General features: G+C 51.8%; 21 protein-coding genes, 5 pseudogenes and 1 riboswitch. Of the genes and pseudogenes, 10 read left to right on the top strand and 16 right to left on the bottom strand.

The genetic code is table 11. The annotated features are described in order from the left end of the window. Positions 1-136 precede the first annotated feature (136 nt). On the top strand, positions 137-337 hold the full coding sequence (locus tag A0V43_RS02000; protein WP_063192257.1) for an alpha/beta-type small acid-soluble spore protein: 201 nt from the start codon (positions 137-139) through the stop codon (positions 335-337). 47 nt (positions 338-384) lie between these two features. On the opposite strand, the gene A0V43_RS19660 is transcribed toward A0V43_RS02000, so the two are convergent. Next, entirely contained in the window at positions 385-546 is a 162-nt protein-coding gene (locus A0V43_RS19660) for an anti-sigma factor domain-containing protein (protein ID WP_164834589.1), read from the bottom strand. 139 nt (positions 547-685) lie between these two features. Between A0V43_RS19660 and tnpB the strand changes: the two are divergent. Continuing rightward, positions 686-1,799: pseudogene (gene tnpB / locus A0V43_RS01990) on the top strand (IS200/IS605 family element RNA-guided endonuclease TnpB). Positions 1,800-1,894: 95 nt separating this feature from the next. Here tnpB and A0V43_RS01985 read toward each other — a convergent pair. Together A0V43_RS01985 and A0V43_RS01980 are read right to left on the bottom strand one after the other, a co-directional pair. Continuing rightward, positions 1,895-2,150 (bottom strand): annotated as a pseudogene (locus tag A0V43_RS01985) (RNA polymerase subunit sigma); the annotation flags it as partial. 101 nt (positions 2,151-2,251) lie between these two features. Beyond that, complete coding sequence (locus A0V43_RS01980) at positions 2,252-3,667, bottom strand: branched-chain amino acid transporter BcaP (RefSeq protein ID WP_063192255.1); 1,416 nt, start codon at positions 3,665-3,667, stop codon at positions 2,252-2,254. Between the two features lie 331 nt (positions 3,668-3,998). Between A0V43_RS01980 and A0V43_RS01975 the strand changes: the two genes are divergently transcribed. Together A0V43_RS01975 and A0V43_RS01970 are read left to right on the top strand one after the other, a co-directional pair. Further along, positions 3,999-4,340: a DUF485 domain-containing protein gene (locus A0V43_RS01975; protein WP_063192254.1), complete on the top strand. Its 342-nt coding sequence runs from the start codon at positions 3,999-4,001 to the stop codon at positions 4,338-4,340. Then, positions 4,340-5,875 carry a solute symporter family protein gene (locus A0V43_RS01970; RefSeq protein ID WP_063192253.1) on the top strand — a complete coding sequence of 512 codons (1,536 nt, stop codon included), beginning with the start codon at positions 4,340-4,342 and terminating at the stop codon, positions 5,873-5,875. The genes A0V43_RS01975 and A0V43_RS01970 overlap by 1 nt, the downstream gene beginning before the upstream one ends. A gap of 60 nt (positions 5,876-5,935) precedes the next feature. Here A0V43_RS01970 and A0V43_RS01965 read toward each other — a convergent pair whose 3' ends face one another. The 6 genes and pseudogenes from A0V43_RS01965 to A0V43_RS01940 form a co-directional block, all read right to left on the bottom strand. Beyond that, positions 5,936-6,430, bottom strand: a complete 495-nt coding sequence (locus tag A0V43_RS01965) for a GNAT family N-acetyltransferase (protein ID WP_063192252.1) — start codon at positions 6,428-6,430, stop codon at positions 5,936-5,938. A gap of 26 nt (positions 6,431-6,456) precedes the next feature. Beyond that, a pseudogene (gene menC / locus A0V43_RS01960) lies at positions 6,457-7,583 on the bottom strand (o-succinylbenzoate synthase). Beyond that, on the bottom strand, positions 7,580-8,419 hold the full coding sequence (locus A0V43_RS01955) for a GNAT family N-acetyltransferase (protein WP_063192251.1): 840 nt from the start codon (positions 8,417-8,419) through the stop codon (positions 7,580-7,582). Before A0V43_RS01955 ends, menC begins: the two are co-directional and overlap by 4 nt. After that, positions 8,394-9,563 carry a M20 peptidase aminoacylase family protein gene (locus tag A0V43_RS01950; RefSeq protein WP_063193781.1) on the bottom strand — a complete coding sequence of 390 codons (1,170 nt, stop codon included), beginning with the start codon at positions 9,561-9,563 and terminating at the stop codon, positions 8,394-8,396. The genes A0V43_RS01955 and A0V43_RS01950 overlap by 26 nt, the downstream gene beginning before the upstream one ends. Before the next feature lie 116 nt (positions 9,564-9,679). After that, positions 9,680-10,105 (bottom strand): threonine/serine exporter family protein, encoded by a 426-nt coding sequence (locus A0V43_RS01945; protein WP_063192250.1) that lies wholly within the window; start codon positions 10,103-10,105, stop codon positions 9,680-9,682. A gap of 12 nt (positions 10,106-10,117) precedes the next feature. Next, positions 10,118-10,861: a threonine/serine exporter family protein gene (locus tag A0V43_RS01940; protein WP_063193780.1), complete on the bottom strand. Its 744-nt coding sequence runs from the start codon at positions 10,859-10,861 to the stop codon at positions 10,118-10,120. 437 nt (positions 10,862-11,298) lie between these two features. Here A0V43_RS01940 and A0V43_RS20755 point away from each other — a divergent pair, with 437 nt between their 5' ends. After that, on the top strand, positions 11,299-11,433 hold the full coding sequence (locus tag A0V43_RS20755) for a hypothetical protein (protein WP_255350125.1): 135 nt from the start codon (positions 11,299-11,301) through the stop codon (positions 11,431-11,433). A gap of 267 nt (positions 11,434-11,700) precedes the next feature. Here A0V43_RS20755 and A0V43_RS20135 read toward each other — a convergent pair whose 3' ends face one another. From A0V43_RS20135 to murB, 4 genes are all read right to left on the bottom strand, one after another. Beyond that, the gene (locus tag A0V43_RS20135; protein ID WP_223810892.1) at positions 11,701-11,952 is read right to left on the bottom strand and encodes a hypothetical protein; all 252 of its coding nucleotides are present in this window, start codon (positions 11,950-11,952) and stop codon (positions 11,701-11,703) included. 77 nt (positions 11,953-12,029) lie between these two features. Continuing rightward, positions 12,030-12,326 carry a DUF3159 domain-containing protein gene (locus A0V43_RS20130; protein WP_236930897.1) on the bottom strand — a complete coding sequence of 99 codons (297 nt, stop codon included), beginning with the start codon at positions 12,324-12,326 and terminating at the stop codon, positions 12,030-12,032. A 45-nt stretch (positions 12,327-12,371) separates the two neighbouring features. Next, entirely contained in the window at positions 12,372-13,313 is a 942-nt protein-coding gene (locus A0V43_RS01925; RefSeq protein ID WP_063192249.1) for a diacylglycerol/lipid kinase family protein, read from the bottom strand. A 110-nt stretch (positions 13,314-13,423) separates the two neighbouring features. Further along, on the bottom strand, positions 13,424-14,338 hold the full coding sequence (murB, locus tag A0V43_RS01920) for a UDP-N-acetylmuramate dehydrogenase (RefSeq protein WP_063192248.1): 915 nt from the start codon (positions 14,336-14,338) through the stop codon (positions 13,424-13,426). Positions 14,339-14,489: 151 nt separating this feature from the next. Between murB and A0V43_RS18505 the strand changes: the two are divergent. The 3 genes and pseudogenes from A0V43_RS18505 to A0V43_RS01910 form a co-directional block, all read left to right on the top strand. Then, positions 14,490-14,639 (top strand): annotated as a pseudogene (locus tag A0V43_RS18505) (encapsulin); the annotation flags it as partial. A gap of 8 nt (positions 14,640-14,647) precedes the next feature. Then, complete coding sequence (locus A0V43_RS01915; RefSeq protein ID WP_020754493.1) at positions 14,648-14,854, top strand: 2Fe-2S iron-sulfur cluster-binding protein; 207 nt, start codon at positions 14,648-14,650, stop codon at positions 14,852-14,854. A gap of 129 nt (positions 14,855-14,983) precedes the next feature. Beyond that, positions 14,984-15,520, top strand: coding sequence for an HD domain-containing protein (locus A0V43_RS01910; protein ID WP_013146000.1), 537 nt, complete (start codon positions 14,984-14,986; stop codon positions 15,518-15,520). Positions 15,521-16,231: 711 nt separating this feature from the next. Here A0V43_RS01910 and A0V43_RS01900 read toward each other — a convergent pair. The 3 genes from A0V43_RS01900 to asnB all read right to left on the bottom strand — a co-directional run bounded on the left by A0V43_RS01900 (position 16,232) and on the right by asnB (position 22,480). Continuing rightward, entirely contained in the window at positions 16,232-17,272 is a 1,041-nt protein-coding gene (locus A0V43_RS01900) for a ribonucleotide-diphosphate reductase subunit beta (RefSeq protein ID WP_063192246.1), read from the bottom strand. Between the two features lie 113 nt (positions 17,273-17,385). Beyond that, on the bottom strand, positions 17,386-19,668 hold the full coding sequence (locus A0V43_RS01895; protein ID WP_063192245.1) for a ribonucleoside-diphosphate reductase subunit alpha: 2,283 nt from the start codon (positions 19,666-19,668) through the stop codon (positions 17,386-17,388). A gap of 131 nt (positions 19,669-19,799) precedes the next feature. Then, positions 19,800-19,994: riboswitch (cobalamin riboswitch) on the bottom strand. A 578-nt stretch (positions 19,995-20,572) separates the two neighbouring features. Beyond that, entirely contained in the window at positions 20,573-22,480 is a 1,908-nt protein-coding gene (gene asnB / locus A0V43_RS01890) for an asparagine synthase (glutamine-hydrolyzing) (RefSeq protein WP_063192244.1), read from the bottom strand. Between the two features lie 286 nt (positions 22,481-22,766). On the opposite strand from asnB, the gene A0V43_RS01885 reads away from it, so the two are divergent. Together A0V43_RS01885 and A0V43_RS01880 are read left to right on the top strand one after the other, a co-directional pair. Continuing rightward, positions 22,767-23,657, top strand: coding sequence for a C39 family peptidase (locus A0V43_RS01885; protein ID WP_063192243.1), 891 nt, complete (start codon positions 22,767-22,769; stop codon positions 23,655-23,657). Continuing rightward, positions 23,618-24,058, top strand: a pseudogene (locus A0V43_RS01880) (multicopper oxidase domain-containing protein); the annotation flags it as partial. The gene A0V43_RS01885 and the pseudogene A0V43_RS01880, both read left to right, overlap by 40 nt. Between the last annotated feature and the right edge of the window lie 357 nt (positions 24,059-24,415).

The following is a 24,415-nucleotide window of genomic DNA, read 5'->3' as shown; positions in this document are numbered from 1 at the left end:
TCATTATAAACAATAACCGAAAACGTTTGCAATCTTTTTTTTTTTAAATTCCTCCTGTAATTCCCAACCATATCTCTTTGTTCGATCGTCCATACTAATCGTACCGCATCCAAAAAATCATCAAGGAGGAATTTCAATGGCTCGTTCAAGCAACAAACTGCTTGTTCCAGGCATCGAACAAGCGTTGGAACAAATTAAATACGAAATCGCCCAAGAGTTTGGCGTGCAACTCGGGGCTGGCACGGTTTCACGCGCCAACGGCTCCGTCGGCGGGGAAATTACGAAACGGCTCATTGCTCAAGCACAAAGCGAATTGGCAAGCCGAAAAACGGAATAAAGCCGAGCGGAATCACTCGGCTTTTTTCGTTTTGGCATCCATCGCTTTCAAATGGCGGTGGACGTCGGCTTGGCGGCGATCTTTCTTTTTCTTTTTTCAATCGAAGAAAATTCCCTTTCCGGCGTCAATACCGTGACGAACTCTTCACCTAACTCCAGCACAATTCCCTTTTTCAGAATGGAAGCACCCCTTTTATCACCATGAACCAAGAAGTCCCCACTTCCATGCGTGAGCGTAAGTGGGGGATGAATCGAGATTTGCCGTCGCTCTTCCTCTTGCTTCCACAGAACAGAAGGTGTAAAATGGATAGTGATAGAACACACGTTCCTGTATGTAGGAGGGAAGATCATGCATAGAGCCTACCGCTTTCGGTTGTATCCCACCTCAACACAAGCGAAGCTCATCAACCAAACGATCGGGTGCTGCCGATTTGTGTACAACCACTTTTTGGCCGAGTGGAATGAGGCGTATGAAACCACCGGAAGAGGGCTCGGCTACAACGAATGTTCCAAAAGGCTGACGGCATTGAAACAAACGATCCCGTGGCTGAAGACTCCCGATTCGACCGCCTTGCAAAACGCGTTGCAACAGCTGTCCGAGGCGTTTGACCGGTTCTTCGAGGGAACGGCGAACGCTCCCCGCTTCAAAAGCAAAAAACACCCGAACCAATCGTACACCGCCCAGTGCAACTACCCAAAGAACGGACGCCCTACGATCGAAGTGGACGACCATCGATTGAAACTTCCCAAGCTCGGATGGGTGAAGTTCGCCAAAAGCCGTGAGATGGAAGGCCGCATTCTCTCCGCCACGATTCGTCGAAATCGAGCGGGGAAGTATTTCGTCTCCATTCTCGTGGAAACGGATATTCCCCATTGCCCCAAACCGACAAGAAAGTGGGCGTCGATTTGGGGTTGAAACAGATCGTGGTGCTTTCCACAGGCGAAACGATCGAACACCCCCGGTATTGGCGCAGGTATGAAGAAAAGCTCGCCTACTGGCAGCGGGTGATGGCTCGTCGGAAGCCGGGCGGTTCGAACTGGGAGAAAGCCCGTTTGAAAGTGGCCAAGCTTCATGAAAAAATCGCCAACTGCCGGAACGATTTCCTGCACAAACTGTCCACCCGCCTCATCCGCGAAAACCAAGTGGTGTGCGTGGAGGACTTGCGTGTTAGGAACATGCAAAAAAGAACAGCAAGCTGGCCAAATCCATTTCTGATTCCGCGTGGGGGCGTTTTCTCAACATGCTTGAGTATAAAGCGACATGGTACGGGCGGACGGTGGTTCGTGTTGCGTGCACGTTTCCCTCGAGTCAATTGTGCTCGTGCTGCGGGCACCGGCAGGTTGAGGTGAAGTCGATCGGCATCCGCGAGTGGGTGTGCCCGAGCTGCGGGGCCGAACATGACCGGGACCACAACGCCGCTCGGAATATCCTGAATGAAGGGCTTCGTTTGCTGTCGTTGTAAGACAGCACAACCGTGGGACGCACGGGGATGGCTTGGTGGACAGCCTGCCGTGGGGCGGGTGTTCCCAAGAATCTCCCATCTCGAAATACGGGCGGGAGAGCGTTCAAATAGTCCTTTAAATAAATGTAATCGCCTGCCAAAATAACCGCGACCGCAATAATGTATTTTCTATTTCTCTCAATCGTCTTGCGGCTGACCGACGCCATCGTTTCCAGCTGTTTGATTGGCAGTTGCTTTTTTCGAAACAATAGGGGCGAGCCATTCCTCGTTCTCCACAAGCAACTCGGCGACGCGAATGGCATTGAGGCGGGCGTCTTTATGTTTTGGCGATTGTTCGACTAAATCGTGAAAATGAAAAAGTGGTGAAACGCGGTGTTGCCGAAAAATTTGACATAATGGGAAAAGGGGCTGTTTCCCCATTGGGAACAGCCCCTTTTTCATTGTTTGGCCGCTCATCCGGCCTTTTCTTCCGTCCGTGCCATTTCATTCAGCTCACTATGCTTGCGGCCGTAGATAAAGTAAATCACTAAACCGATCAGCAGCCACGAGACAAAACCGATCCATGTCATCGCCGGAAGCTGAAGAACGAGGTAGCCGCAGAATAAGACAGCCAAAATCGGGATGACTGGGACAAACGGAACGCGGAATGCCCGCTTTAAGTCCGGCTGCGTTTTACGCAGCACCAACACGCCGATCGAGACGGTGATAAAAGCAAAGAGCGTGCCGATGTTCGTCAGTTCCGCCAATTTGTTGAGCGGAATGATGCCGGCGAATACCGCTACAGCCGCTCCCGTCAGCCACGTATTGACATACGGCACTTGGCGCGTCGGGCTGATGCGAGCAAACACTTTCGGCAGCAAACCGTCGCGGCTGATGGCGTAGAAGAGACGCGTCTGCCCATACATCATCACAAGGAGCACGGTCGTAATGCCGGCGATCGCCCCGAGCGAAATAAAGCCCGCCACCCAGTCTTGGTGGATATAGTTTAACGCAAACGCCACTGGGTTTTTCACGTTGAGCTGCTCGTACGGAACGATGCCTGTCAATACGAGCGAAACCGCAATATACAACAATGTGCACACAAGCAACGAGACGATAATGCCAATTGGCATATCGCGCTGCGGATTGCGCACTTCTTCCGCCGCCGTCGACACCGCATCAAAGCCGATGTAAGCGAAAAACACCGTCGCCGCGCCGGTCGCTACGCCAGAGAAGCCATACGGCATAAACGGCGTCCAGTTCTCCGGTTTGACGTACCAAACACCGACCGCCAAAAAGAGCAACACGACCGCCACTTTAATGGCAACGATCACTGCATTAAAACGAGCCGATTTTTTCGCCCCTAAATTCAACAAAAACGTAATGAACAGGACGATGATAATCGCTGGCAAATCGATGAACGTCCCTTTCCCCGGATCATACGCGCTCGTGAGCGCCTTCGGCAGCTCGATGCCAAAACCGGCAAGCAACCCTTGGAAATAACCGGACCAACCGACAGCGACCGCCGACGAAGCAATCCCATATTCCAAAATCAAATCCCAGCCTAAAATCCAAGCGAATAATTCACCGAATGTCGCATAGCTATATGTGTAGGCGCTCCCTGACACCGGCACCGTCGAGGCGAACTCGGCGTAGCAAAGCGCCGCAAACACGCACGCCAACCCAGACAAAACGAACGAAAGAACGAGAGCCGGACCAGCATGTTCCGCCGCCGCCACCCCGGTCAGGACGAAAATGCCTGTCCCGATAATGGCGCCGATGCCGAGCATCGTCAAGTCGAATGCACCTAACTCTTTTCGCAGCGAAGCTCCTTTCGTCCCCGACTCCTTAAGCAACGATTGAATCGGTTTTTTACGAAACAAATTCATAGATGTCTCCCCTTGTCGTTTTTTGTAGAAAATTGTTGAATTTTATTGTCGAATACAGTTGACATTCTACATGATCCTTGTTTTTTTGTAAAGTGCGAAAATAAGAAAAACAGAAAAAAATTTTCTCCGTTTTGTGCGGTAAAGCAAAAAATAGTTTTTAAAAATAACAAAAAACATCAATTTACAAATTTTTCAGATAAATGTATAATGAATGTGTGACAAATTTGTGTCAGAAAGGGGGGCACATCCACCGTTTGCGGCAGAACAGTTCATAGTCCTTTTTGAAAACGCTTTAATTTCGAAAACGCTTTAATGACAAGGAGGGATTACAATGGCAGCGAAAAAACAATCAAGGGTCGACCAGGGCGGCATCAACTATGATGCCATCGCTCAATCCGCTTCGTTCCGCGGGCTCATTCAGGCGAAGAAGCGCTTCATCATCCCAGCCACCGTCTTTTTCTTCGTCTTTTACTTCGCCCTTCCGGTGTTGACGTCGTATTCGAAAGCGCTCAACGCACCAGCGATTGGGCCGGTCAGCTGGGCGTGGCTGTTTGCCTTTGCGCAGTTTATTATGACATGGGCCTTATGCATCCTTTATTCGAAACGCGCAGCACAATTTGATGCCATCGTCGAGCAAGTGAAGCAAGAAGCAGCGGAAGGAGGAAACGCCTAATGCACGGGTTGGCCTTTTTCCTCTTTCTCATCATCGTTGCCTTGACGCTCGTCATTACGTACTACGCCTCCAAGCGCACGAAAACAACGAGCGAATTTTACACCGCTGACAGCAGCCTCACCGGCTGGCAAAACGGGCTCGCCATCGCAGGCGATTATATGTCCGCCGCATCCTTCTTAGGAATCGCTGGCATGATCGCGCTGACGGGATTTGACGGCTTCTTTTACAGCATCGGCTTCCTTGTCGCTTATCTTGTCGTCTTGTATATCGTCGCCGAACCGCTTCGCAACCTCGGCAAATACACGATGGCCGATATGATCGCCGCCCGTTTTGACGATAAGAAAGTGCGCGGCGTCGCGGCGTTAAATACGATCGCCATCTCGATCTTCTATATGATCGCCCAGCTCGTCGGCGCCGGCGGCCTCATCAAGCTTCTGTTGGGTCTAGACTACGTTTATTCTGTCTTGATCGTCGGCGTTTTGATGACGGTGTACGTCGTCTTCGGCGGCATGACGGCAACGAGCTGGGTGCAAATCGTCAAAGCCGTCTTATTGATGGTCGGTACGTTTATCATTTCCATCATCGTCTTTGCTAAATTCGATTTCAGCATCGCCAAAATGTTCCATGAAGTCAAAACCGCGACGCCGCTTGGCGAGGCGTTTTTAAACCCGGGCAACAAGTTTAAAGATCCACTCGATACGATTTCACTCAACTTGGCGCTCGTGTTGGGGACGGCCGGGCTGCCGCACATTTTGATCCGCTTCTTTACGGTCAAAGACGCCCCGACTGCGCGCAAATCGGTCGTGTATGCGACATGGATCATCGGGATTTTCTATGTCCTGACCATCTTTTTGGGGTTTGGCGCCGCCGCGTTCGTCGGCTATGACAAAATCGTCGCCGCCAACCCGGCCGGCAATATGGCTGCCCCGCTGTTGGCGGAAGCGCTTGGCGGAGATTTCTTGTTCGCCTTCATCTCAGCCGTCGCGTTCGCGACCATTTTGGCCGTTGTCGCCGGGCTTGTTCTGTCAGCCGCCTCGGCGTTTGCCCATGACTTTTACAGCCATATTTTGCGGCGCGGCCAAGCGACGGAAAAAGAACAAATGCTCGCCGCCCGCTGGGCGTCGGTCGGCGTTTCCGTATTATCGATTTTGTTAGCGCTGTTTGCGCAAAAAATGAACGTCGCGTTCCTTGTATCACTGGCATTTGCGGTCGCCGCAAGCGCCAACTTGCCGACGATCGTATTCACCATTTTCTGGCGCCGCTTTAACACCACCGGAGCGATTACGGGGATGCTTGTCGGTCTGATCAGCGCCTTAGTGCTCGTCTTCTTCAGCCCGAACGTCTGGTCGCCGCAGCCAGGTGCCGCCATTTTCGTCGGCGAACCGCTCTTTAAGCTCGCCAACCCGGGCATCATCTCGATTCCGCTCGGCTTTGTCGGCGCCATCGTCGGCACGCTCGTCTCGTCGAAAAAAGCGGACGAAAAGAAATATACGGAAATTGTCGTCAAAGCGAACACCGGGATCGGGCGCGTATAACGCTACGAAGAAGGGGCTGGCCCAAAACGTGCTTGCGTTTGGGTCAGCCCCAAATTGGCGTTACAACAGTTTGTATAGGTAATATTCATTGACAAATTCTCCGCCCACTCTTAATGATTGAACCCTCTCGCCTTCTAATACGAATCCCATCTTCCTATATAAGTTGAACGCCTTATCGTTCCCTTTCATGACCGTAAGTCCTAATCTCAAAATTCCAACTTCCTTTGCCCACTCAAACGCTTTGTTGAATAGTTTAGTGGCAATGCCCTGTCCTTGATAGTCTTCAAGAACTCCCAAAACAACATTGGCAGAATGTCGATTTCGTTTTACATCGCCTCCTATGACAGCAAGGAACCCGACAAGCTTGTTTTCCGTTTCAGCAACAAAGATCATTTTATTCGGCTCAGACAACATTCTTTCAATCGATTTACTTTGTTGCTCAACCGTTGTTTGCCGTTCGCCAGGCTCAAATAACATAAAACCAGATTCATCAATTTTTTTGCACAACTCCAAGAAATGTTCCGCATCGCGAACTTCAATCGGTCTGATCATCATTTTTTCTTTCTCCCTTTTATCATCCTTTATGCCGTCGCCGTACGATGAAACACCTTCGCAAACTGCGTATACCGCTCCACTTGGCGGCGGTCGACTTCATAGCCGATGCCCAGGGCGTCCGGCACGCAGATCAAGCCGCCGTGCACCTCAACTTCCGGTGTGATAATATCCCGCTCCCAATAATGCGACGACGCGGCGGTGTCGCCGGGAAGCGCGAAGTTTTCCAACGTCGTGATCGCGATGTTGTGGGCGCGCCCGACCCCTGCTTCCAGCATCCCCCACACCAGACCGGAACGCCGCGCTCAGCGCAAAGATCGTGGATGCGCTTCGCCTCCCAAAGCCCGCCGACGCGCCCGATTTTGATGTTGATGATGCGGCAGCTGCCAAGGTCAAGCGCCTTGCGCGCATCGTCATAGGAACGAATGCTTTCGTCAAGACAAATCGGAGTATGCAGAAGCGGCTGCAGCCGGGCGTGATCGACAAGATCGTCAGCGGCAAGCGGCTGTTCGATCATCATCAGCCCAAATTCATCGAGCGCCTGAAGCCGCTTGGCGTCAGCGAACGTATACGCCGAATTGGCATCGGCCATAAGCGGCACGTCGGGAAACGCGCGCCGCACGTCGCGAATGACATCAACATCCCATCCCGGTTTGATCTTCACTTTGATCCGCCGGTACCCTTTGTCCACATACCGCTCGATCACCTGAAGCAGATCATCGATCGTCGGCTGGATGCCGATGCTGACGCCGACTTCAATTTCCTTTTTCGTTCCCCCGAGAGCTTGACAAAGCGGGACGCCGAGCCGCTTGGCGTACAAATCCCATACCGCCCCTTCAATCGCCGCTTTCGCCATGTTGTTTTGGCGGATGGCAGAAAAGCGCTTTGCCAGCTCCTCCGGGTGGTGAATCGGCTCAGCCAACGCAAGCGGCACAAGGAAATCTTCGAGCATATGCCAGTTCGTTTTCACCGTTTCCTCGCTGTACCACGGGGCGGAAAATGCGACCGATTCACCCCAGCCGGAAACGCCGTCGCGATCGACAACTTCCACTAAAATCAACTCTTTCCTTTGAAACGTGCCGAAGCTCGTCGTAAACGGCGCCTTCAACTCCATTTGCAAATGGCGCAATATGACGTACTCGATGTTGATCGTCATTCTTCTTCCCCTTTCTGCTGCCATCGTTCACTCCGCCGCTTCCATATGTAATAAAGCACTCCTTCCTCCAGGCAGCGCCAAGCGCCGGCGGCAATCCATCCTTCCGCAAGCAGCCGCTGAAACAAGGCGCGCGTCGCCAGCCGCCACTCAAGCGCCAGCGCGAAATCCTGCTCTTTCAGCTGCGGAAAGTCAAGCGGGATGGCTGTCAACAGCAACGGCGCCGCTGTTCCATCGATGTCTCTCGGCACCGGCTGCAACAGACCGTCAGCCCTTTGCCCTGCCTCGAGCACCGTCAACCTTCTGGCCTTGAGAAGATCAGCTTTAGCCAAGCTCCGCTCCCCGGTCGGACGCTCATCAAGCCGCCATTCGACAATGAAGCGGTCAGACGGCAGTTGACCGTTCAACGCGTCATTCATTTCGCCGTAGCAGTTTTCCACATACTCGACGCCAAGGGCCCCAAGCTTCGCCAAGTTCAAATAGCCGTTGCGGCTTTGCAGCGGGTCATACGTCCAGCGGATGACTCGGTAGCCGCGCCGCCGCGCTTCTTCCGCCTGTTTCATTTTCAAGCGATAGCCGAGGCCACGATCACGAAACGATTCAGCAATCCCCATCATATGGGAACAAAGATACACTTCCCCATTTCGAAACCCAGGAAAGCTGTAGACAAAGCCGACAAGCTTCCCGTCCGCATACGCCCCGATGATAATGCCCCCGTTTTTCGCCGCCGTCAGCGTTTGATGGAGCGGAACCGGCGTCGTTTTCCAAATCTCCTCCTCAAGCCTGGCCATCTCTTTCAACTGTTCGATCGTCTCAATGATTTGCAGCGACAGAGGCACGCTCGTTCTCCCCCTGCGGCGCAAACGTCGCAAACGTGTTCATCACAACCCGCGCCAAAATTTCCACGCCGGAAAGCAAATCATCGCGCCGGAACGTCATGTTCGGATGATGGAGCCCTGGACGCAAGTCGCAGCCCAATCCGAGCATCGTTGTCTTCAGCTTCGGTTTTTGAAAGGAATAAAAATGGAAATCCTCTCCTCCCGACGTCACGACCGGCGGAACGCATTTTTCCGTCCCCAAAGTCGTGATAATCGCCTCCTCCATCAGCCGCACCGCATCTGAATCAGGATGAGCGGCGACGATGCGCGTCCGCTCAACAAGCTCAATATCAGCTCCGTAAATCGCAGCGACCCCGTTGATCACATGGCGCAGCCCCTCGACGAGCCGCTCCATCGCCTCGTTCGTTTGCGCCCGCAAATCAAGGGCAAATTCCGCGTAGTCCGGGATCGTGTTCGCATCTTTTTCACCGGCATGAAACTTCGTCATTTTGATCGACGCTGGCACTTGTGGATCGATATGAATTTTGCCGAGCTCCTGCACGATGGCGCTGCCGACTTCAATGACGTTGACGCCTAAATGCGGCCGCGCCGCATGCGCCGCCACGCCGCGGATCCGCCCTTCGATGCATTGCGCCGCCCCGTGAATGATCGCCGGAGACGCATAACCGCCTTTTACCTCTTGAATTGGGCGCAAATGAACGCCGTACAAAAACGTTAGGCCATCAGCCGCTCCTTTTTCGATCATCTTCAGCGCCCCCGTGCCTTTTTCCTCAGCCGGCTGGAACAAAAACCGGAGCGTCCCCGGCGGCTCATAGCCGATGCGGCGAAGCAGCTTCGCCACCCCGAGCACGATCGTCATGTGGGCATCATGCCCGCACGCATGGTTCGGCTGCCAAACGCCGTTCACTTCTTGCCAAAGGGCGTCCATATCGCTGCGCACCCCAACCGTAAACGGCCCGGCGCCGATTTCCGCCACCACACCCGGGCAATCGGCAAACGTCCGCACCCGATACCCTTCGCGCTCCAACTCTCGGCGGAGAAATTCAGTCGTTTGCCACTCTTCCCAACTGATTTCTGGATGGTGATGAAGGTGATCGAAAATCTCCCATAGCTCCGCTTTCATCTGCTGAACAATTTCTTTCATCCCGCTCTCCCCCGCTGTTTCAAAATCGATAGAAAAAACATCGTTATATTCATTATAATATTCAGACAAACAAATACAACGATAGGCAAATGATTGGAAAAAACAGACACGTGCCATTACGGGCGGCGCTTTACCAGCTGGTTGACGACCTCAGAAAAAATGAGCCCCATCGCAATCGCCCCGGAAATCATGAACGCTTTCGCCGCCAACGGAATCGCTGCATTGTAGTCGTTCATGACGACATGACGCATCGCTTCAAATGCCGTCCCACCTGGAACGAGCGGGAGAATGCCAGGAACAATAAAAATGGTTGCCGGCGCCCGATAGCGGCGGGCGAACCCGTTGCTTAAAAAAGCGACGAAAAACGCCGCTGCAAACGTGGCGGCGACACCGTCCATCCCCGACCGGGCGGCAGCCATATACATCGCCCAGCCGCTCATGCCGACAAATCCGCTGTGCGGCAGCAATCGTTTCGGAATATTGAAAATGACGCCAAACAGCGATGACGCCACAAAGCTAAGCAACAGTTGCACAATCATCATCGGTGCTCCCTGCTAACGAATCGATAAAATAAAGGCAATGCCGGTGCCGATCGCAAACGCGGTTAAAAACGCCTCAGCACCGCGCGACAAACCGGCGATCAAATGGCCGGCCATTAAATCGCGCACCGCATTGGTAATCGCCAGCCCCGGCACGAGCGGCATCACCGAGCCAATCATCATGTTTCCTACGTCTCCGACAAATCCGGCCCTTTCCATCAACAGCACGATCCCACCGGCGACAAAAGCGGCAAAAAATTCAGCGAAGAACCGGATTTTTACGAACCGATGCATCATTTCAAAACACCAAAACGCCATTCCACCAGAAAGAAGGGAAGGGAGAAAATGATTCATGCCGCCTAACAGCGAGGCAAAACAAGCGCTCGCCGCCGCTGCGGCAGCAGTTTGCTGCCAAAGCGGATAACCGAGTGGCTGCTGCTGAACGCGTTCCAGTTCTTTGCGCGCTCCGTCGAGCGACAGTTCGCCGCTGCTGATGCGGCGGGAAATGTGATTGACAAGCGCCACCTTGGATAAATCGGTCGAACGCTCGGAAATGCGAATAAACCGTGTTACATTCGTTCCCTCAACGGAAAACATAATGCCCGTTGGGGTCACATAGCTGTGAGAGCGGGAAACACCGAACGAAGCGGCCATGCGCATCATCGTATCTTCGACCCGATACGTCTCTCCGCCGCTTTCAAGCATCAATTTTCCCGCTAATAAACAAACCTCAACAATATCATCCACCCGCTCCGTCATAACCGGTTTGCTCCTTTCGTTTTCGCTCGGCATGGCATTGGCCATCCCGTTTTCCCCTGCCGGGCGCTCATCGCAAAAACAAACTCCCACCAAACAAATTGGCAGGAGCCGCCTCGGATATCGTCTTTGTCAAACTTGTTTCCATTATAGCAAACAAGCGGTTGACTGCCAAACCGTGAAGGAACTCTCACCGTTTCCCTTTCTTTCCTATTTCTCTGTTTCGTTCGCCTGATTTTTCGCTCCCACAGTCGAAAAATAGCGCACCGGCGGAAGACGAGACAGCGGTTCAACAAAATGAACAAACGAACACCAGCACAAAAATAGAAACGAACTCGTCCCCCACGCAAGCGATCAAGATAGAAACAAAAGGGAATATGTACCATAAAACTGCTGCCAGCGCCAAAGCAAACGGTCAAAAACACCAAGCGGCGGTTGCTGTGAACAAACAAACAGAGTCTCGTGTCTCGGTTTCCCATTCACAACAACTGAAGCAGGCAGCTGCACCGCAAGTGAAAGCCGACCATCCGGCAGGCCAAGGGAAACAGAACAAGCAAGAAAACAATAGAAAATGAGTTCCGAATGACATACTCCCGCCACCTGCGTATTATGAGTTCTTCATTTAAGATGAGAAAGGGGCTGACCCAAAAGGCTGTCTGACTTCAAGATAGACACGAAATATAGTGCGGAAGAAGCGGTCAATGCCGTATATAGAGAGACGAAAGGGGGTGTCCTGATCCTTTTGGGACACCCTCTTGGCGTTTGGCCATGTGCAACGCCGCTCCCTTTTCCCTGTTTCTTCAGTTGCCCGTTTTGCTTTCGACCGCTTCTCTCCTTTACGCTCACGTCGAATGATGGCGGTTCTCCCGCTCCGAGATGATTTTCGAAATACGGACAAACCCCAACATACAGAGAATCGTGATCCCCCAACCAATGCCTTCGCGAATGACAATCGCACGGTCAAACGCTTCGACGTCGTAGCGAACGATCAAGTACGCCTTAATCGCCGCCAACAGCCCGTCGCGCAAAGCAAAACCAACAGTGATCCATTGAAAAAGTGAAAAGACATCACGTTCCAAAAACCGTCTTTTCATGACCGAGCGCGGAGCCCCCTGCATTTCCACAAAATCAAGAGAAAAATAAAGCAACAACGGGCGCTTGACAACGACCGTCACCAAAAAAAGACAGACAAAACAATCGAGTACCAGACGTCATTCCATAACATCTGCAACGCAGAGCCAGCGAATATGTTCAACAGCGTACTAACGGCCAGATTAACAATCAAAAACGTGCCGAACCATTGCACTTTGCGAATACGCCAATAGCGATAAACGGTATAAACCGCTCCCGGCACGGTACAAATCAACATCGCCCCGTACTCCCCGACCGGGCTGCGCAATGCATGCCAGAGCATGATCGGAAACACCACATAGAATACGACATCAAACATGACCATCCGCTTCCCCACCACTTGTCTCCTCACTCCCCCTTTCTCTTTTCACATACGCCCTCATCATCCACCGAGTTCCGCGCCAATGACTCGCATCCTTTTAGCCTCAATCCAAGCCGACACCTCTCCCACCCCCGCTTCCTCTCCATCAGCGTGAACGGGGACAGGAGCGGCAGGGCGAATGTGCACGTTCCGCCCGGCAAACACGGAAACTTCTTTCATTCGCACATGCCCGCCCCAAAATACAGTTAAAAACAGCCCAAGAATTTTCCAACGCGGCATCAGCCCGACGACCGTCACATGAAGCAAGCCGTCATCACCCCGGGCGGACGGGGCGATGCGCATACCTCCGCCGTAGTATGGGTGATTCGAAACCGTTGCCAGCCAGGCCTTCAAAAACGAATAATTCTGTCCATCCACACAAATATCAAGGTCAACCGGTTGATAGCGAAACAACTCTCTTACTAAATAAAACACATAAATGAACGAACCGAGTCCAAAACGATTCAGCCTCCCTTTCCATTTTGAACGGTTGGCCATGCGGGCGATATGGGCGTCAAAACCGCAGCCGATGCTGTTGGCAAACACGCCGTCGGGCACGGCGCTGCTGGCAAAACGGCCGAGATCGAAAGCCAAATCCTTGCCGGATCGAACGTCACTCAACAGCCGTTGGAGCGCCTGTTTCGGTTTTCGGGCAAGACGGAAACCGCGGACAAAGTCGTTTCCCGTTCCGGCGGGGATGCAGCCAATCGCAACGTGCGGAAACGAACCCGCTCCGTTCACCACTTCATGCACGGTCCCATCGCCTCCGACCGCCGCAATCACCGTCGGCTCGACGCTTTCCTCGCCGATTCGTCGGGCGATTTCCTTTCCTTCTCCCTTTCGGCTCGTCCAATATGCCTGATAGGCGATTCCTTCCCGATCCAGCAGCGGTTGCAGCTGCTTCCAAATGGACACGGACCGGCCGTTTTTGGCGGCTGGATTGATCATGAAATAAAGGTTCATCCTCTTCCCCCATTCATAACCCCTTTTCTTACCTATTTGCGGTTTGTTTCATTTTTCCTCTCGGCGAAATGAGAAAAATCCGAACCCGCAAACCGGATTCGGATCCTCCGTCATTCCTCGCCAATAATTTTGACTTCTAATTCCAGATCGACCCCGAATTTTTCTTTCACTGTTTTGCGCACCATTTCGATCGTCGCAATGTAATCGGCAGCGGTCGCATTGTTTTTGTTAATAATGAATCCTGCATGCTTCGTCGACACTTCCGCACCGCCGAATCCTTTTCCCTGAAGGCCGCTGTCTTGGATGAGCTTGCCGGCGAAATAGCCCGGCGGCCGCTTAAACACGCTGCCGACCGACGGATACTCAAGCGGCTGTTTCGATTCGCGCTGAAATGTTAAATCATCCATTTTCGCCTTGATTTGTGCATAGTCGCCCGGCTGCAAGGAAAAGACAACTTCAAGCACAATATCATGCGTCCGGCTGATGATGCTTGTTCGATAACCGAGCTCCAGTTCCTCGTTTGTCAATGTTTTTAGCTCGCCGGCGAGCGTCGCCACTTTGACATGGTCAAGCACATCTTTCACTTCCCCGCCGTACGCTCCGGCGTTCATCATAATCGCCCCGCCGACCGATCCCGGAATGCCGCAGGCAAACTCCAACCCGGTGAGGTGCTGTTCCAACGCAAACCGCGACACCGCTTTAATATCCGCCCCGCTTTGGGCGATCACGTTGTTTCCTTCACGCCAAATGCGGTTGAGATGCTTCAGCTGCATGACAATGCCGCGCAGCCCGCCATCGCGGATGATGACGTTCGAACCGTTGCCAAGAAGCGTAAACGGCAGGCCGTACTCTTCTTTCAACCGCAACACCTCAATGACCTGCTCGTACGTCTCCGGCCAGACGAGAAAATCGGCCTTGCCGCCGATCCGCACCAATGTATGGTTTTTCATCGGCTCATCGCGAAGGACGTTTCTTTCCCCACAAATCTCTACGAGTCTTTGATAAATCTGTTCCGCATGTTCCATCATTCTGTCACCTTCTTTACTTCTTCCGTGCCGCTTGGCGGCATTCATTCCACATCGTTTCCATTATCGCTGGAATCGCGCCGCATATCAAGTGGGCAATGTTCCTTATTCTGTTTTATTCCGGACCAGGAGAAAAGGTGACGTTCGAAGTGACATTGAACAGGCGAAACAGCTCGGCAGCCCGATCGACTTTTCCGCCGCCGCCAACGCCGCCCAGCAGTGCACGCTGCTCGAGGACGATTTGATTTTCAATGGTTCAACTGAATTTGGTTTGTCATTCAAATCGAACAAAAAGGGAAAACGTTCACCGTGCAGCCAGCCCCCGGCGTTTCGCTTCTTGACGCCGCCCTAGGACAAGGTGTTCTGCTCGATCACAAATGCAAAAAAGGAACGTGTGGCCGTTGCATGGTCACCGTTCTGGCCGGCGCTCACCTTCTCGCTCCGAAAACGCGGCGCGAGCGCGAAAAAACGGATCAACCAGCCAAACGGCTTGCCTGCCAAGCACAAATCCAATAAGCCGAGCGCTATTTTAGCACGATCGGCTTATTTTTTCCCATGCAACCGCTCCCGCCTACTTTCTCTCATTGCCTGACTCTTTATGCCATGGTATGATGGTAAGAAATACAAAAAACGGAGGGGATGCCTATGAGAACGGTCACCTTAACCGACGTCTTTGCCCATCCGATTGCGCAAAAATATTTGAAACGATCCGGCCTCGCCCACGCCATCACCGCGGCGTACCATGCCTACCACCTTGCCCTCCGCCACGGAGTGAACGTCGACTTGGCGACAAAAGCGGCACTGCTTCATGATATCGGCCATTACACATGGTACAAAAACGGCCGTTGGGACTACGAACAATACCGGCAAAACGACATCCATGCCATCAAAGGGGCCGAGCGCGCCCATAAGCTGCTGATCCGCCTTGGCGAACATCCGCAAAACGCTAAGGAAATTGCCCTGGCGATTTTGCTTCATACCGATTCCTACCTTCCAGAAGGAGAATGGAAACGAACGCCGCTTCAAGCCATCGTCAAATGGGCCGACGAAGCCGACGAGGAGCCCGGCGGCCGCCACCATTATCGAACGATCAGCGACGACTTAGCGTGGAAAAAAATCCGCCAGCTCGACGAACTCGTCAGCCGTCAGCACGGAAAAGAGCGGCTCGGGGATATTGTTTGACCGCTTGCCTTGATGTCGCCATTCCCCTTGAACAGACGCGAAACATCGCCACGAATAATGTATGCTCTGAACGGAAACAGCTCACCCTTTCATCAGGTGGGCTGCTCGCGCGCCAGCGACACAGAACGATACACACCATCGAATGCCCTCTTATATCCTCATCGTCCACTTACGCTTTAAGACTGCTTGGCACCATCTGTCCCGCCAAAACGCCCGCTGCCGTTCTTCCCAAAAAACGGAAAGCCTTGGAGCACCGTCGCAACGCACCGTTTTCCTGCACTTACCGCTCTCTTCTTCGTAAATGTTCAATTTAACATCTTTCCGAAAGAAGTCTCCCACTTCGAAGCGAAGTGAAAGTGGGAGATGAATGTCGGTTGGCGTCAGCCAACGAATAGGATAGAATATGGCTAGAACGGACACCTTCGGAACGAAGGGAAGCATAAAGGGTTCTTGTGTGTGGCTTACCGTTCGGCGAACACACACAAGTCGCTCGAAGCCCCCATCTCTAAGCGAAGCGTAGGTGGTGGGTAGTTCACAAGGACGTTTTTTCTCATTATACCAAGGTAAGGCGCCCAAGCCTACCGTCCGACAACAAGCCGCAACATCTCTTTTCCTTTTCTCTTCCCCATTGTATAATGCAGCGAGAATCCCTCCGTTAATCATGTTTTCCGGTAAAAAACCGCGTTGGACGATGCCCCAACGCGGTTTTCCTTACAGCTCATCAAACCCATTATCGACTTGCACTTTCGTATATTGGCGCGGTTTTTGCTCGAAGAAGTCTGATTTGCCGAGGTCGACTTCTTCATACGCTTTAATCCAGCGGAGCGGGTTCGTCCGATAGCCGTCAAACGGGCGGTCAAAACCGAGCTGATGAGCGCGGACGTTGGCGTAAAACTTAATGTACGCTTCCAAATCAGCCAAGTCGATGCCATCGATGTCATTCCCGATGATTTCCCCGGCCCATTCGATTTCCAGCTCAGCCGCTTTCGTAAACGTTTCACGGACAAAATCGGAAAGCTCCGGCGTCCGATACTCCGGGTATTCGTTCAACACTTCTTTGAAAATTTTCGCAAACAAATCAACATGAATGTGCTCGTCGCGGTTGATGTAATTGATCATCGTGCTCGTCGCCACCATTTTTTGCTGGCGCGCGAGGTTGTAGAAAAAGGCGAACCCCGAGTAGAAAAACAATCCTTCTAAAATGACGTCAAAGACGATCGACCGCAGCAAATGTTCCACGTTCGGATCTTCGGCAAACGCCTTGTAGCCGTTCGTCACAAAATCGTTCCGCTTGCGCAGCGTCGGTTCGTTCCGCCAAAAGTCGAATACTTCATCTTGCTTCGCTTTCGGCACAAGGCTCGAGAGCACGTACGAATAGGAATGGTTGTGAATGACTTCCTGCTGGGCGAGCATGATCATGAGCGCATTGATGCTCGGGTCCGTAATGTAATCGGCGACGCGCCCAGCGTAGTCGGTTTGGATGCTGTCAAGCAGCGCCAAGAGTCCGATGATTTTCAAAAACGCATCCTGCTCGCGGTCGGTCAGCTGCGGAAACTGCTTCACATCTTGCGACATATTGATTTCAAACGGCGTCCAAAAGTTGGCGAGCATTCGCTTATATTTCGCATACGCCCATGGGTAGGCGATATCGTCCCAGTTCAACACATTCGAGCAGCGGCCGTTGATGATGCCCGTCGAACGGTTCGGCGCCTCTGGATCCATAATCGGCCGTTTGACTAAGCGGATCGTCATGGTGTCGATTCCTTCCTTTCTCTTTCAAGTATCGTGATGCGCGACCAACCGCGGACGCCCCTCCCGCACAAGGAAGGGAAAGCCCGACCAAAGGCGTTTGTTGCGCCCCATGGTCAGCTCGCGCAAGAATCGCACTCGTCGATCGTCCCCGATGTCGAACGCACGTAATACGTCGTTTTCAACCCCGACTTCCATGCCGTCAAATGTAAATCGAGCAGCTCTTTTGCCTTAATCGTGTTCATGACGTAGAAGTTAAAGGAGATGGCTTGGTCGATATGGCGCTGGCGGGCGGCGTTTTGCTTGATGCTCCAACGTTGGTCGATATGGTACGCCGATTTGTAATACCATGTCGTCTGTTCGTTTAAATCCGGCACCGTAACGGGAATCTTATAATCTTTCTTTTCCTCGGCGTATACTTTTAAGAAAATGGGATCAATGCTTGCCGTACTGCCAGCGATGATCGACGTCGATGCGTTCGGGGCGATGGCCATGATATAGCCGTTGCGCATCCCGTAGCGGGCCACATCTTGCTTCAGCCGATCCCAATCCAATTCACCGTGGCTTTCGTAGCCGCGCCGCTCAAAATAAGCGCCCGTCTGCCAGTCCGACCCCGGAAACGCCGGGTAGCTCCCTTTCTCTTTGGCGAGCTCCATGCTCGCTTGAATCGCCAAATACGCGATCGTTTCATACAGCTCGTCGGCATAGCGGACCGCTTCCTCCGACTCCCAGCGAATACCTTTTAACGCCAAAAGATGATGCCAGCCAAAGGTTCCAAGCCCGACAGCGCGGTATTTTTCGTTCGTCAGGCCGGCCTGCAGCACCGGAATATTGTTTAAATCAATGACATTATCGAGCATCCGCATTTGAATCGGGATGAGCCGCGCTAAAACCCCATCGGTCACCGCCCGCGCCAAGTTGATCGACGATAAATTGCAGACGACAAAATCGCCTGGGATTTTCTCAATGATGATCATCCCGTCTTTTACATATTGCCGCTTCATCACCGTTGGGCTTTGGTTTTGCGCGATTTCCGTGCAAAGGTTGCTGCAGTAGATCATCCCGAGATGGCGATTCGGATTTTGCCGGTTCACTTCATCGCGGTAAAACATAAACGGCGTCCCCGACTCGAGCTGGCTGCGCATGATGCTTTTCATCACGTCGATCGCCGGCACTTTTTCTTTCGACAGCCTTGGTTCGTTGACGCATTGCCAGTATTTCTCGCGGAAACTCCCGCACCCTTTTTCCTCATCATAAAAATCCTCCAAGCTAAACCCCATCACCTTCCGCACTTCATGCGGATCAAACAAATACCAGTCGCCGCGCTGTTCGACTTGCTCCATGAACAAATCAGGGATGCAAACGCCGGTGAACAAATCATGCGTCCGCAGCCGTTCGTCGCCGTTGTTGAGCCGCGCATCGAGAAACGCAAAAATGTCTTTATGCCATACATCCAAATAGACGGAAATGGCCCCTTTTCGCTGTCCCAACTGATCGACGCTCACCGCTGTATTGTTCAACTGCTTCATCCACGGGATGACGCCGGAGGAGACCCCTTTGAACCCTTTAATGTCGCTGCCGCGCGAACGGATTTTCCCCAAATAAACGCCGATGCCGCCGCCCGATTTCGACAAGTTGGCGATGTCGGTGTTGCTGTCATAAATCCCTTGCAAGCTGTCATCGACCGTGTCGACAAAGCAGCTCGACAGCTGGCCGTACGACTTCCCGGCATTAGCAAGCGTCGGCGTCGCCACAGTCATGTATAAGTTGCTTAACGCCCAATACGCTTCCTTCACGAGCTCAAGGCGCCGCTTGGGTGGTTCATTCGCCATGAGCGTCATGGCGATGACCAAAAACCGCTCCTGCGGCAATTCATACAGCCGTCGCTCATAATCGCGGGCCAAATACCGATCCGCGAGCGTGCGCAGCCCAATGTACGTAAACAGCTTGTCCTTCTCCGGATCAAGAAACGCACCGATGGCATCAATTTCTTCTTTCGTATAACGTTCAAGCAAGAACGGGCTGTACACCCCTTGTTCTGTCAGCGCAACAAGCAGCGCGTAGAAATCGCCATACCGCTCGCGTTCATCGTACCCGCGCTGCCGTGCCGCCTCGCGGTACAGTTTCTGCAAATACAGCCGGGCGCACACAAACGTCCATTCCGGCTCATCTTCATCAATGTAAGAAAGTCCTTCCAAAATAGCCGTTTGGTGCAGCTGTTCTACCGTGACGGACTCCTTTCGACTGAGAAGCTGCCAAACACGCTCGACGTATTCATCAAGCGACAGACGGCCAAATCCAGCGGCGGCTTGCCCAATCAGCGACGCAAACTCTTCACGTGAAAACGAAACCGGCTTCCCTTGGTCATCGAGGATGATCATTTTCGTCAATACGGTCATTCGTTTCCCCTCTCCTTCCATAAAAAAATCCGCTCGGGCAGGCGAGCGGATGAAACGACAGACGGAAAAAAGGCATACGAAACCCTTTTTCTTTTCCCCTATCGTTTCATCTTCTCACACCCCGAAGAACATGAAACGTTCCAAGCAAGGCAGGTCTCCTGACTCGTGCATCGTCCTACTTTGGGGCCTTCCCAGCGGCGCGCCGAACGGCTCTTGCCGCCAGTGGCCATCCCATTTCGTCCGCACATACAGTTGCGGGGCAGTTCCGGATTCGCACCGGATTCCCTATTAAGTCCTGATGGACACCATTGCTTGGCAGAACGATATGTAGTTGTACAACAAGACTTCAAAACCAATATATAGTATTTAGCATCCTGATGGAACAAGCATATACCAAAACCGGGAAAATTGCAAGAGTGAGTGAATCAAATTTTCTCTTCCACATAAAAATCGTTCCTTGTTCATATTTCGTTCATAAAAACTTGCTACGATTCACCATGTACGAATCATATGAAGGAGGGGACGCAAAATGGGATTCAAACGCCCAATCTCAACCGCCCATCAAAATCGAACATCAAAACGAACTATATAGATGCAACGAAAAAGTTTAACATATCCTTGATGGAAAAGTCACTTGTCCATTTTTCGACTGTCGAAGGCAAGCCACAGGCTTGCCTCCGTCACGCCAAGGCGTAACGGAAGACCGAACAACCACCCGCTTCACAGACCCATACATGGGTCTGAAAGCGGCGTTGTTCGGTCGCCCGACAGTCGATCAAATGCTCGGTAAAAGCTACAAATGTTAAAGCTTCAAATTGCATCTATATAAATTCCTTCGCTCGGAAATCAGCCTCTTTCGATGAACAAGCGTCCCGACTGAGCTCCGGGACGCTTCATTTCCCTGCTACGCCTCCAAAACAGACGCTGGCCGCTTCTCGCTTTGTGCGGATGGAGCAAAATCGTACTTCTTTTCCACATAGACTTGATGCCAAACCATAAACGCCAAGACCGTCCACAGCTTGCGGCTATGGTCCGCCTTGTGGCGGGCATGTTCATCCAGCAGCCGATAGAGCACGTCCTTATGGAACAGATGATCGGTTTCGCTTTCGTTGATGAGCTGTCTCGCCCAGTCATACATTTCGTTTTTCAGCCAGTGGCGAATCGGCACGGGAAACCCTAATTTTTTCCGGTTTAACACATGATCCGGTACGATGCCCTCAGCCGCTTTGCGCAAAATATATTTCGTCGTGCCGTTGGCTGTTTTCATGTTAGGGGCGATTTGCCTAGCAACCTCAAATACCTTTTTGTCTAAAAAGGGAACGCGCAGCTCAAGCGAATGGGCCATCGTCATTTTGTCCGCTTTGACTAAAATATCGCCCCTTAGCCATGTATGAATATCAATATACTGCATCCGGTTGACGGGTGGGTCATGAAGCGTTTCGCGGTAAAAAGGAGCCGTCACCGCCGTATATTCGCGCCCCTCTTGGTACGTGTTGAGCAACGCCGCTTTTTCCTTTTCGCTATAGATTTTCGCATTGCCGACATACCGTTCTTCAAGCGGCGTCGTTCCGCGCTCCAAAAAGCTTTTTCCTTTCATTCCGTCCGGAAGCATCTTCGCGATCACCCGCAACACCGCTTTTACGATGTTTGGCATGCGCGCAAACAGCCGCAACGACTCTGGTTCGCGGTAAATGTTGTAGCCGCCAAACAGCTCGTCCGCCCCCTCGCCGGAAAGCACAACCGTGACGTGCTTTCTCGCCTCACGAGCGACAAAATACAGCGGCACAGCCGCAGGATCGGCAAGCGGATCGTCCATATGCCACATAATTTTCGGCAACTCTTCCATATACTCCTGCGGTGAGATGACATAGCTAATGTTGTCTACCCCAAGCTTCTCTGCGGTTTCTTTTGCGACATCGATTTCGCTGAACCCTTCCCGCTCAAACCCGACGGAAAATGTCTTCAGGTGCGGATGGAATTGTTTCGCGATGGCGACGATGAACGATGAATCAATACCTCCCGACAAAAACGCACCGACCGGCACATCGCTGCGCATATGGACGTTGACCGAATCAAACAGCGCATCGCGGATTTTCTTGACAAGCTCCTCTTCCGATTGGCGAATGGGCTCGAAGGATGCCTTCCAATAACGATGAATGGTGAGCGGTTTTCCGACTTGTTTCTTGAGATAATGCCCCGGCTCCAGCTTGCAAATGCCGGCCGACATCGTCAGCGGCTCAGGGACATATTGGAACGTTAAATAATGCTGCAGGGAATCGCCGTTTAGCGACTCCTGTTCCAGAGCGAGCAAGATGCTTTTCTTTTCCGAAGCGAAAAACGTGCGATCTCCTTGCTCCGCATAAAAAAACGGCTTAATGCCGAACGGATCGCGCGCCGCAAACACCGTTTTCTCTTGCTTGTCCCAAATGACAAACGCAAACATCCCGCGCAGCTTTTCGACCGCTTTTTCTTTTTCGGCGCTGTAAAGGGCAACAATCACCTCGGTATCCGAATGCGTCGCAAACGAATATCCTTTCGCCGAAAGCTCCTCCCGCAATTCAAGATAGTTGTAAATTTCCCCGTTAAAAATGATCCAATAGCGGTCGTTTTCATAAGACAGCGGCTGATGCCCCGCCTCCAGATCGATGATGCTCAGCCGCCGAAAGCCAAAACTCACGTATTCATCAAAAAAATACCCCTCATCGTCGGGGCCGCGATGCGTAATCAGGCGGTTCATCTCCATCAACGTTGTTTTCCATGTTTGCTCAATCGCTCTCGGGCGATCATGAATACAGCCAATAAAACCGCACATGGCGATGATTGTCCCTCCACTTTGCTAAGAAGAATCCAAAAACAACACCAAAAACCTTTTTGTTTGAAACTAAAATGATTTATACAAAGACACTTTCATTCTATCGTACACAACATCAAGTTTCAAAAACAATCTGTTTCCATTTTTTCAGGAAAACTGCCGGCAAGATGTTCAGTTCCTCATAATATTAACGATAAAGTATGGAGAAAGTGTGAATTTCACCATTTTTGCACATCGATCTGTTACGATAAAAACACACACGTGTTACAAAGGAGTTGAGAATGGCTTGTTAGCGCTTATCCTTTTTTTGACTTTTCTCATCGTTTCCCTTTGTTTTGTTCTCTTGAGAAGACCTCTGAACGGGAGGATGGATCAACTGTCGCTCGGATTGTATATTTCCTGTTTCTTGCTATTGGCCGCCTCATTATCCTATTATGCAAGTTCGGCCCAGACAGGCGATGCCATCAAAGCCTTCATACAGAACAGAAACAGCAGAGAAACCAATCCGTCCCCCAGCAATCAAGCAAAGGAGGCGAATCGATCAGCTGCCTCTTCAAAGAAACAAGCGCTAAGGACATCCGTCCTGATTGACGCCCCTCTTTTGTCTCAGCTTCCGGAACTGCCGAGGGGATGCGAAGTAACCAGCTTGGCCATGCTCTTGAATCATGCCGGCATTCGCGTCGATAAGATGACGTTGGCGAAACAAATCAAGAAAAACCCTACTCCGTATCAAGTGCGGAATGGCCAAGTGTTTTACGGCCACCCAAATGAAGGGTTTGTCGGCGATATGTATACGTTATCGAAGCCTGGATACGGCGTGTACCATAAGCCGATCAAGCAGTTGGCTGAGCGGTACTTGCCGAACCAAATCATCGACTTAACAGGGCAATCGTTTGAGAACATCTATACATACTTGGCCAAAGGCGCACCGGTTTGGGTGATCACCAACACCACCTTTCGTCCTCTTCCTCCCTCTGCCTTTCGGGAATGGCAAACCCCGCAAGGCCCGATCAAAATCACGTACCGGGAACACGCGGTGCTCATTACGGGATACGATGAGCAGTACATTTATTTCAATGATCCATTGACCGCTGTCAAAAACCAAAAAGCGCCGAAACAAGACTTTATCGACGCTTGGGTTCAAATGGGACGGCAGGCGATTACGTATCGCCGTTAGGCATCGGCGAATCCGAATCGCTTGCCTTTTTTGAATTTACCGCAACCGTGCCGGGAACGTATTGGTATCATTCCCATCAAAAAAGCGCCGAACAAGTGGACAAAGGACTGTACGGAACATTAATCGTAGAGCCGAAAAATGAAGAAAAAGTCGATCGAGATTACACGCTTGTATTCGATGAATGGATGAGCGACCCGGACGCCGAAAGCCATATGGACATGAATATGAGCAGCATGAACCATAGCCATATGGGACATGGAAATAGTTCCGATGGCCAACAAATGGATATGAGCAGCATGGGACATAATATGAATATGTACGATATTTTCACGATTAACGGAAAAAGCGGGGCTGCTGTCCAACCGTTCTCCCTTTCTTCACATCATACCCTTGCTCTTCAATCGCTTCTTTCAGTTTTTCTACGCTGACTTTTAGGACTGGTGAAAAACGACCGATTTCGCCGAATCCGTTTCTTTTGGGTGAAAGAGAGTCGTTGAGTTTACAGATCTTCTCAATTTGAGAAGAGTTCGTTTTTCGCGACTTTTCACTAAATCACCGGCCTTCTAGAGGGCCGGTGATTTAGTACAAAATACCGCTATTCCATCTTTTTCTCAATTAGAGAAACTTTGCGAAATCAGCCTTCTTTTTTTGGTGAAATGCCGCTGATTTGCTCGTGGCAGCCGTTTTTCACCGTCCTTCTAGGCCACCCCCTTTTTTGAATAACGAGCTATCCCCAAACGGCGCATACGGTTTGAATT

Source organism: Geobacillus sp. JS12 (assembly GCF_001592395.1).
Taxonomy (GTDB): domain Bacteria; phylum Bacillota; class Bacilli; order Bacillales; family Anoxybacillaceae; genus Geobacillus; species Geobacillus zalihae.
The sequence above is the reverse complement of the archived record's forward strand: the minus strand, read 5'-3'. Positions and strand labels throughout refer to the sequence as shown.

Excerpts from the sequence above, each read along its gene's own strand:
- A0V43_RS02000 (WP_063192257.1), top strand. The coding sequence starts at position 137 with ATGGCTCGTTCAAGCAACAAACTGCTTGTTCCAGGCATCGAACAAGCG.
- A0V43_RS01980 (WP_063192255.1), bottom strand. The coding sequence starts at position 3,667 with ATGAATTTGTTTCGTAAAAAACCGATTCAATCGTTGCTTAAGGAGTCG.
- A0V43_RS01975 (WP_063192254.1), top strand. The coding sequence starts at position 3,999 with ATGGCAGCGAAAAAACAATCAAGGGTCGACCAGGGCGGCATCAACTAT.
- A0V43_RS01970 (WP_063192253.1), top strand. The coding sequence starts at position 4,340 with ATGCACGGGTTGGCCTTTTTCCTCTTTCTCATCATCGTTGCCTTGACG.
- A0V43_RS01965 (WP_063192252.1), bottom strand. The coding sequence starts at position 6,430 with ATGATGATCAGACCGATTGAAGTTCGCGATGCGGAACATTTCTTGGAG.
- A0V43_RS01950 (WP_063193781.1), bottom strand. The coding sequence starts at position 9,563 with ATGAAAGAAATTGTTCAGCAGATGAAAGCGGAGCTATGGGAGATTTTC.
- A0V43_RS01945 (WP_063192250.1), bottom strand. The coding sequence starts at position 10,105 with ATGATGATTGTGCAACTGTTGCTTAGCTTTGTGGCGTCATCGCTGTTT.
- A0V43_RS01940 (WP_063193780.1), bottom strand. The coding sequence starts at position 10,861 with ATGACGGAGCGGGTGGATGATATTGTTGAGGTTTGTTTATTAGCGGGA.
- A0V43_RS20135 (WP_223810892.1), bottom strand. The coding sequence starts at position 11,952 with ATGAAAAGACGGTTTTTGGAACGTGATGTCTTTTCACTTTTTCAATGG.
- A0V43_RS01925 (WP_063192249.1), bottom strand. The coding sequence starts at position 13,313 with ATGAACCTTTATTTCATGATCAATCCAGCCGCCAAAAACGGCCGGTCC.
- murB (WP_063192248.1), bottom strand. The coding sequence starts at position 14,338 with ATGGAACATGCGGAACAGATTTATCAAAGACTCGTAGAGATTTGTGGG.
- A0V43_RS01910 (WP_013146000.1), top strand. The coding sequence starts at position 14,984 with ATGAGAACGGTCACCTTAACCGACGTCTTTGCCCATCCGATTGCGCAA.
- A0V43_RS01900 (WP_063192246.1), bottom strand. The coding sequence starts at position 17,272 with ATGACGATCCGCTTAGTCAAACGGCCGATTATGGATCCAGAGGCGCCG.
- A0V43_RS01895 (WP_063192245.1), bottom strand. The coding sequence starts at position 19,668 with ATGACCGTATTGACGAAAATGATCATCCTCGATGACCAAGGGAAGCCG.
- asnB (WP_063192244.1), bottom strand. The coding sequence starts at position 22,480 with ATGTGCGGTTTTATTGGCTGTATTCATGATCGCCCGAGAGCGATTGAG.